This is a genomic window from Lysinibacillus sphaericus (genome assembly GCF_002982115.1).
GTDB classification, from domain to species: domain Bacteria; phylum Bacillota; class Bacilli; order Bacillales_A; family Planococcaceae; genus Lysinibacillus; species Lysinibacillus sphaericus.
This window is the reverse complement of record NZ_CP019980.1, coordinates 4,674,408-4,681,723: the sequence shown is the minus strand read 5'-3', so window position 1 is coordinate 4,681,723 and position 7,316 is coordinate 4,674,408. Positions and strand designations below refer to the sequence as shown.

The window sequence follows — 7,316 nt, the reverse complement described above, 5'->3', positions numbered from 1 at the left end:
GCTTATTTTTACAGCGTTTATCAAGCCATTGTTACAGTTAATTCACATCATGGACCGCATCTATACTTTGAAACGAGTGCCGTTTTAATTACGTTAATTCTTTTAGGTAAATTATTCGAAGCAAAGGCAAAAGGGCGTTCATCAGAAGCGATTAAAAAGCTAATGGGTCTGCAAGCAAAATCTGCGATAGTTGTGCGAGATGGAGTAGAAAAAGAAGTCCCATTAGAAGAAGTTGTGATTGGTGATATTTTATTAGTTAAACCAGGTGAAAAAATTCCTGTAGATGGTGAAGTAGTAGAAGGTACAACAGCCGTTGATGAATCAATGCTAACAGGGGAAAGTCTTCCGGTAGATAAAAAAACAAGGAGATGTATTATACGGTTCAACCATTAATAAAAATGGCTTTGTGAAAATGTTAGCAACCAAAGTTGGTCGAGACACAGCACTTGCTCAAATTATTAAAGTTGTAGAAGATGCACAAGGTTCAAAAGCTCCCATACAACGTTTAGCAGACCAAATTTCGGGTATATTCGTGCCGATTGTTGTTGGTATTGCGATTGTGACATTCCTTGTTTGGATTTTATGGGTAAAACCTGGTGAATTTACACCTGCACTAGAAGTGTTAATTGCGGTTCTTGTTATTGCTTGTCCTTGTGCGCTAGGCTTAGCGACACCGACCTCTATTATGGCAGGTTCTGGTCGCGCCGCTGAATTGGGATTTTGTTTAAAGGGGGCGAGCATTTAGAACAAACGCAACGCATTGATACAGTTGTTGTCGATAAAACAGGAACCGTAACACACGGCAAACCGATATTAACAGACGTTGTACTAGCAACGGGGCAAGAAGAAGCATCCTTTCTTTCATTGATTGGGGCAGCAGAGAAACAATCCGAACATCCGCTAGCACAAGCCATTGTGCAAGGAATTGAAGAGCGAAGTATCACACTTGGCGATGTTCAATTTTTTGAGGCCATTCCAGGTTACGGCGTGCAAGCAACCGTTTCGGGTCAAGGTGTGGTAATCGGGACACGTAAATTAATGCAACAATATGATATAGATATTCAGCATATATTGCCGACAATGGAGACATTAGAGGAAAACGGTAAAACCGCTATGTTGGCTGCTATAAACGGTCAATATGCTGGCCTTGTTGCTGTTGCAGATACGGTAAAAGATACGTCAAAAGAAGCCATTCGTCGTTTACAGGATATGGGTATTACAGTCATTATGATGACGGGTGATAACGAACGGACTGCGCAAGCAATCGGTCAGGAAGTTGGGGTTAACCATGTTATCGCAGAAGTACTTCCAGAAGGAAAAGCGGATGAAGTGAAAAAACTGCAAGCTACAGGCAAAAACGTAGCGATGGTTGGTGATGGCATTAATGATGCACCAGCATTAGCAACTGCCAATATTGGGATGGCCATAGGAACTGGTACAGATGTGGCAATGGAGGCTGCTGATATTACGCTTATTCGTGGTGATTTAACTAGCATTGCGGATGCCATTATTATGAGTCGTAAAACAATGCGCAATATTAAGCAAAATCTATTTTGGGCATTTGCATATAATACATTAGGGATTCCAATTGCAGCTATGGGCCTTCTTGCACCGTGGGTAGCGGGTGCAGCTATGGCATTCAGCTCAGTGTCCGTCGTGTTAAATGCCTTACGTTTACAACGAGCAAAATTATAGTGCAAATTATAGTGCCAGTCACTCAAACAATTCTCAAACAATTCTCTAAGTAGATTTTTACTAAAACGCCTGCGTAGAATGGACGTTACTTGTGGAGAGAGGAAAGCGTCCACCTAGCGGAAATTTACGCAGTATTTGCTGGCTAAAGTTAGGCCCACTAAGGTGGGTCTTTTTTGTTGCATGGAGCTATAAGTTTGTTTGATATCTATCAACTGGGCAGGTCAAATAATGTTAAAAATTGAGATACATGTTGATTCTGTTTTTCATTTTCTCACTATGATACAATGAAAAGCACTGATTCATTTTAGTTTCATACAATATAGCCTTAAAATAGTGGCATAATTGACTTATAGAATCCTAAATATAAAGGAGGAACTTCTAGTGACGGTTCCATTTGTTGCAGTAGAAGGTCCGATTGGTGTAGGCAAAACTTCATTGGCAAAAGAGGTAGCGGCGACATTTAATTACCATCTATTAAAAGAAATTGTAGACGAAAATCCGTTTTTAAATAAGTTTTATGAAAATATAGAGGAATGGAGTTTCCAAACGGAAATGTTCTTCCTGTGTAATCGCTATAAACAATTAACAGATATAAAGAAGTTACGTTTAGCACAAAAGACATCAGTTGTATCGGACTATCATATTTTTAAAAATTTAATTTTGCAAAGCGTACATTGCCACCTGCCGAGTACGAAAAGTATGAAGAAATCTATCAAATTTTAACAAAAGATATGCCTGTGCCTAATGTCGTTGTTTATTTACATGCTAGTGTTGATACGTTAATGAAACGCATTGCTAAACGGGGGCGTGAATTTGAGAAAATGATTTCACGTGAATATATGGAGCAGTTAGTAGCAGACTATCATACTTTTACAGAGCACTTTGAGCAGCTACATCCCGAAATACCTGTAATCCGATTTAATGGAGATCAACTTGATTTTGTAAAAAACCCACAAGATTTACAATATGTATTAAAAACAATCGAAGATACGTTACAACAAAGGAGCTTGCAACAATGAATTTGAGAGAGAAATATGATATTCCACCACAAACTGTTATTACAATTGCCGGAACAGTAGGTGTAGGAAAATCAACGATGACAAAGGCGCTAGCACAAGCGTTAAATTTCCGTACATCATTTGAAAAAGTAGATACCAATCCATACTTAGATAAGTTTTATGATGACTTTGAAAAATGGAGCTTCCATTTACAAGTCTATTTTCTAGCAGAGCGTTTTAAAGAGCAGAAGCGTATTTTCGAATATGGTGGGGGCTTTGTGCAAGATCGTTCTATTTATGAAGATACAGGGATTTTTGCCAAAATGCATTATGATAAAGGAACAATGAGTCCAACTGATTATGAAACGTATCGTAATTTATTTGATGCGATGGTGATGACACCGTATTTCCCGCACCCAGATTTATTAGTTTATTTAGAGGGGCCGATTGATGATGTCATTGGACGTATTCAAGAGCGTGGTCGTGAGATGGAGCAGCAAACACCGAATGATTATTGGATTGAAATGCATGAGCGTTACGAAAATTGGATAAATAATTTTAATTCATGCCCTGTCCTACGTTTAGATATTAATGATTATGATTTATTAAAAAATCCAGACGCAATTGAATCAATTGTCAGTCGCATAAGTCATATGCTAAAGCAAACAAGTCATTTACGTAAATAGAAGAAAAGCTATGCAACAGTAAAGACGTTGAAGAGGGGAATATCAAAGCGTTCTGCCGAAAGCAAAAGGAACGTAGAAAGCTTCCAGATAGAAATATAAGGACTTTGTATTTTAAAATAAATAACAGAAATAAGACCAAGAGACGTGAGACAATATGATACCTATTGTTTTCACGTCTTTTGTAATAGGAGGAATAAATATGAGAATCGCAGTATATTGTGGATCAGGACTTGGCAATAACCCGATTTATGCTGAAAAGGCAAGTGAATTAGGAACGGTATTAGCACAACATGGACATGGTATTGTTTATGGAGGTTCTAAAATAGGATTGATGGGCAAAGTGGCAGATGCTGCATTAGTAGCAGGTGGAGAAGTGATTGGTGTCATGCCTACTCATTTACAAAAACAAGAAATTGTTCATGCCGCATTGACAGAAATCCATTTTGTAGAATCCATGCATATACGTAAGGCAAAAATGGTTGAATTAGCAGATGCTTTTATTGCGTTACCAGGTGGTGGCGGTACACTGGACGAATATTTTGAAGTATTTACATGGGCGCAAATTAGATTACATGAAAAACCTGTTATTTTATTTAACGTCAATGGTTTTTATGACGCACTGCTACAACATTTTTCTAAAATGCTAGAGGAGGGCTTTATACGCCCAGAACACAAGGCATTAATTCGTGTCGCAACAACGGCAGAAGAAGTTTTAACAATGATAAAATAAGAAAAAAAGCATAATTGAGCATAAGAATAGTAAAAATACAAATTTATAGTATTTTTAAGATGCTATTAGATATATTATAATATATAACAATGCATTTTTTTAAAAGAAGAAAGTAGATTAGAGATAACGCTAGTACAATAGGGTGATAGAGGTGGATGTTGTGCAAAAGAATGATACACAAGTCACAGATGATTTAGTTGTTCAAGCAATTGAGCGTAATATAGCGATTATCCGATTTGATATGAACCGAAAAGTTGCTTATGTAAATGAGCTTTTTGCGAAAACAATGGGCTATACAGTAGAAAAAATGATGGGGAAAGACCATAAGGAATTTTGTTTTCCTAATTACGTGAAGAGTCCTGAATACGAGAGGTTTTGGCGTAATTTAGCAGCAGGTAAGAGCTATCAAGATAAAGTAGAACGAATGGATGCTCGTGGAAATAGTATTTGGCTAGAAGCTACCTATATGCCCGTATTTGATAATCATTCAAGAAGAGTTATTGGTGTATCCAAAATAGCAACAAATATTACGGAACGTCAAAATACCATTGTCAATGTAGCAGATCAGTTAAAACAAATGTCCACTAAGCTTTACAGTCGTTCAGAGGCAGGTATTAAAAATAGTGAAAATTTACTTGCAACAATTCAACAAGTTTCAAAGGAATCTTCGGAAAATGTTAAAAATTTAGATCAATTACAAAATCAAGCAGATTCCATTAAAGGCATTGTCAAAACAATTCAAGGAATTGCCTCCCAAACAAACTTACTAGCTTTAAATGCAGCTATTGAAGCCGCAAGAGCTGGAGAGTATGGCAGAGGTTTTGATGTTGTCGCCAAAGAGGTACGAAAACTTTCCGTAAGAGTAGAGCAATCAATTTCAGAAGTGAAAGAAAATGTGGAAGGGATTGTACGTGAGGTTGGGCAAGTAACAGAAAGCATCACGCGAATTTCTGAGGAAATTGAAAAAACGAATGGGCAAATTACTGTGACGACGAGTGATTTTGCTGAAATCGCTTCTGCAGCAGAGGCTTTAGATGAACGGTCTAAACAATTTATTGAAATAATTTAAAAGGCGCCTAAGGCAAATGGTCACGATATGAACATTGTCTTAGGTGTTTTATTTTGTTTAAAAAACGGGATAACGGCGATTTGTTTTTAACAACATATTTTACTAAATTTTCTGAATTATATTGAAATAGTAGATGTGTTTTATTTACAATAATTGTGTAAGGTATTCATAAATCATAATAGGGGTGTTATGCATGGCAAAGGTGGAAATAAGTTTTAAACATTTACCAACGACAGCAATTTCAGATGCAACTGGGGGACATACAAATTTACGCAGTGACATTAAACCGTTAGCAGACCATTTTAAAATAGCAGGTCGAGCGGTTACTGTACGTTTACCAGATGGCGAAAATGGAGCTGTACTTGAAGCGATTCGAGCAGCTAGCGAGGGTGATATTTTGGTCATTGATGCAAAGGGTAATAGAAATCGTGCGGTAGCAGGAGATTTTGTTATTTCTTTAGCAAAGGGTATGGGTGTACAGGCCTTTGTAGTAGACGGGGTTATTCGTGATATTGCCGCGATTCGGGAACTAGATTTTCCTGTATTTTCACTTGGGACAACCGTAGCAGCAGGCAACAAAAATGGAGGTGGTAAAGTGAATGTGCCAATCGCAATTGGCGGTGTAACAGTGCAACCAGGTGATTATATTATTGGAGATGTAGATGGCGTTATTGTCGTGCCTCAAGAGGATGCAGAGCGTATTGTTGCAGCCGCTGAGGCGAAAGTCGAAAAGGATGAAGTGCGTGCACAAGAAGCCCATGTCAATGGCAAAGCGTCTATTATTGCTTATTTAGATAAAGTACTGACAAAATAAAAAATGCCTCACGATGGCTTAAGCCATCGTGAGGCATTTTTTATGAATTTATGCTAAATTTTCATTTTCTTTAAAGTAGTTTTTCATTTTTTCTTTATCGAAGCGGCCTTCCCATTTCGCCATTACTAATGAAGCTAGTGAGTTACCGATTACGTTAACTACTGTTCGTCCCATATCAAGGATACGGTCGATACCAGCAATAAATGCTAAACCTTCGATTGGAATACCAACAGTACCTAAAGTGGCAAGTAATACTACGAATGATACGCCTGGTACACCGGCAATCCCTTTAGAAGTAACCATTAATACAAGCATTAATGTAATTTGTTCCCCGATGCTTAAGTGAATACCATACATTTGGGCAATGAATAATGCAGCAATTGCTTGATACAATGTTGAACCATCTAAGTTAAAAGAATAACCTGTTGGAATAACAAAAGAAACAATATCTTTTGGTGCACCTAATTTCTCCATTTTCAACATCACTCGTGGTAAGACAGCTTCCGAGCTAGCAGTGGAGAAGGCTAAAATTAACTCATCTTTTAACACTCTGATTAAGTAGAAAATGTTGACACCGGCAAATTTTGCAACGAGGCCAAGAATAACAAAGATGAAGAATAACATTGTGGCATATACAAGTATTGCAAGCTTACCTAAAGGTATGAGGGAAGCAAAACCATATTTGGAAACGGTTACACCAATTAAACCAAATACCCCAATTGGAGCGAATTTCATCACAAGGTTCGTTACCCAGAACATAGCATCTGCTACACCTTGGAAGAAGTCCAATACTGGTTTACCTCGTTCTCCAATTGCAGCTACCCCTAAACCAAAAATAACAGAGAAGAAGATGATGGCAAGCATATTGCCTTCAGCCATTGATTGAATAATATTTGTCGGTACAATACCTACAATAATATCAAATGGACCTTCATGCTGTACTTCTTCAGTTGTTGAAACGTATTTTGAAATATCCCCTTGCGAAAGTTCGTTCATATTGATGCCAGCACCTGGTTGGAACAGGTTTGCTGAAAGTAATCCAACAACAATCGCTACTGTTGTAATGATTTCAAAGTAAATAAGCGATTTTCCGCCTAATCTTCCGAGCTGTTTCATGTCTCCAGTTCCAGCAACACCAACAATTAAAGTCGAAATGATAATAGGTACTACAATCATCTTAATTAGATGTAGGAAGATATCCCCTAATGGTTGTAAATATGTTTCAACTTTGGGGTTACCATAAAAGATACCACCAATAATTATACCTAAAATCAAACCGATTAAAATTTGAGCGGCTAAACTGATTTTAAATTTCTTTTTCAAA

5 protein-coding genes and 3 pseudogenes are annotated in these 7,316 nt (G+C 37.5%); 7 read left to right on the top strand and 1 reads right to left on the bottom strand.

Annotated features, from left to right (window positions below; all coding sequences use genetic code 11):
- The 7 genes and pseudogenes from LS41612_RS23050 to LS41612_RS23025 form a co-directional block, all read left to right on the top strand.
- A pseudogene (locus tag LS41612_RS23050) lies at positions 1–1,695 on the top strand (copper-translocating P-type ATPase); the annotation flags it as partial.
- Positions 1,696–2,076: 381 nt separating this feature from the next.
- Positions 2,077–2,714, top strand: a pseudogene (locus tag LS41612_RS23045) (deoxynucleoside kinase).
- Positions 2,711–3,379, top strand: a complete 669-nt coding sequence (locus LS41612_RS23040) for a deoxynucleoside kinase (RefSeq protein ID WP_024362947.1) — start codon at positions 2,711–2,713, stop codon at positions 3,377–3,379. Before LS41612_RS23045 ends, LS41612_RS23040 begins: the two are co-directional and overlap by 4 nt.
- A gap of 199 nt (positions 3,380–3,578) precedes the next feature.
- Positions 3,579–4,109, top strand: coding sequence for an LOG family protein (locus tag LS41612_RS23035; RefSeq protein WP_029747256.1), 531 nt, complete (start codon positions 3,579–3,581; stop codon positions 4,107–4,109).
- A 142-nt stretch (positions 4,110–4,251) separates the two neighbouring features.
- Positions 4,252–4,644: pseudogene (locus LS41612_RS23965) on the top strand (PAS domain-containing protein); the annotation flags it as partial.
- A 42-nt stretch (positions 4,645–4,686) separates the two neighbouring features.
- Positions 4,687–5,178: a methyl-accepting chemotaxis protein gene (locus tag LS41612_RS23960; protein WP_370510650.1), complete on the top strand. Its 492-nt coding sequence runs from the start codon at positions 4,687–4,689 to the stop codon at positions 5,176–5,178.
- Positions 5,179–5,371: 193 nt separating this feature from the next.
- Positions 5,372–5,992, top strand: coding sequence for an RraA family protein (locus LS41612_RS23025; protein WP_024362949.1), 621 nt, complete (start codon positions 5,372–5,374; stop codon positions 5,990–5,992).
- A gap of 48 nt (positions 5,993–6,040) precedes the next feature.
- Here the strand turns inward: LS41612_RS23025 and LS41612_RS23020 are convergent, their stop codons facing one another.
- Positions 6,041–7,315: a cation:dicarboxylate symporter family transporter gene (locus LS41612_RS23020; RefSeq protein WP_024362950.1), complete on the bottom strand. Its 1,275-nt coding sequence runs from the start codon at positions 7,313–7,315 to the stop codon at positions 6,041–6,043.
- Position 7,316 lies beyond the last annotated feature (1 nt).

What these genes read in the sequence shown, in the direction of transcription:
- LS41612_RS23960 (WP_370510650.1), top strand. Translation starts at nt 4,687, where the DNA reads ATGTCCACTAAGCTTTACAGTCGTTCAGAGGCAGGTATTAAAAATAGT.
- LS41612_RS23035 (WP_029747256.1), top strand. Translation starts at nt 3,579, where the DNA reads ATGAGAATCGCAGTATATTGTGGATCAGGACTTGGCAATAACCCGATT.
- LS41612_RS23025 (WP_024362949.1), top strand. Translation starts at nt 5,372, where the DNA reads ATGGCAAAGGTGGAAATAAGTTTTAAACATTTACCAACGACAGCAATT.
- LS41612_RS23040 (WP_024362947.1), top strand. Translation starts at nt 2,711, where the DNA reads ATGAATTTGAGAGAGAAATATGATATTCCACCACAAACTGTTATTACA.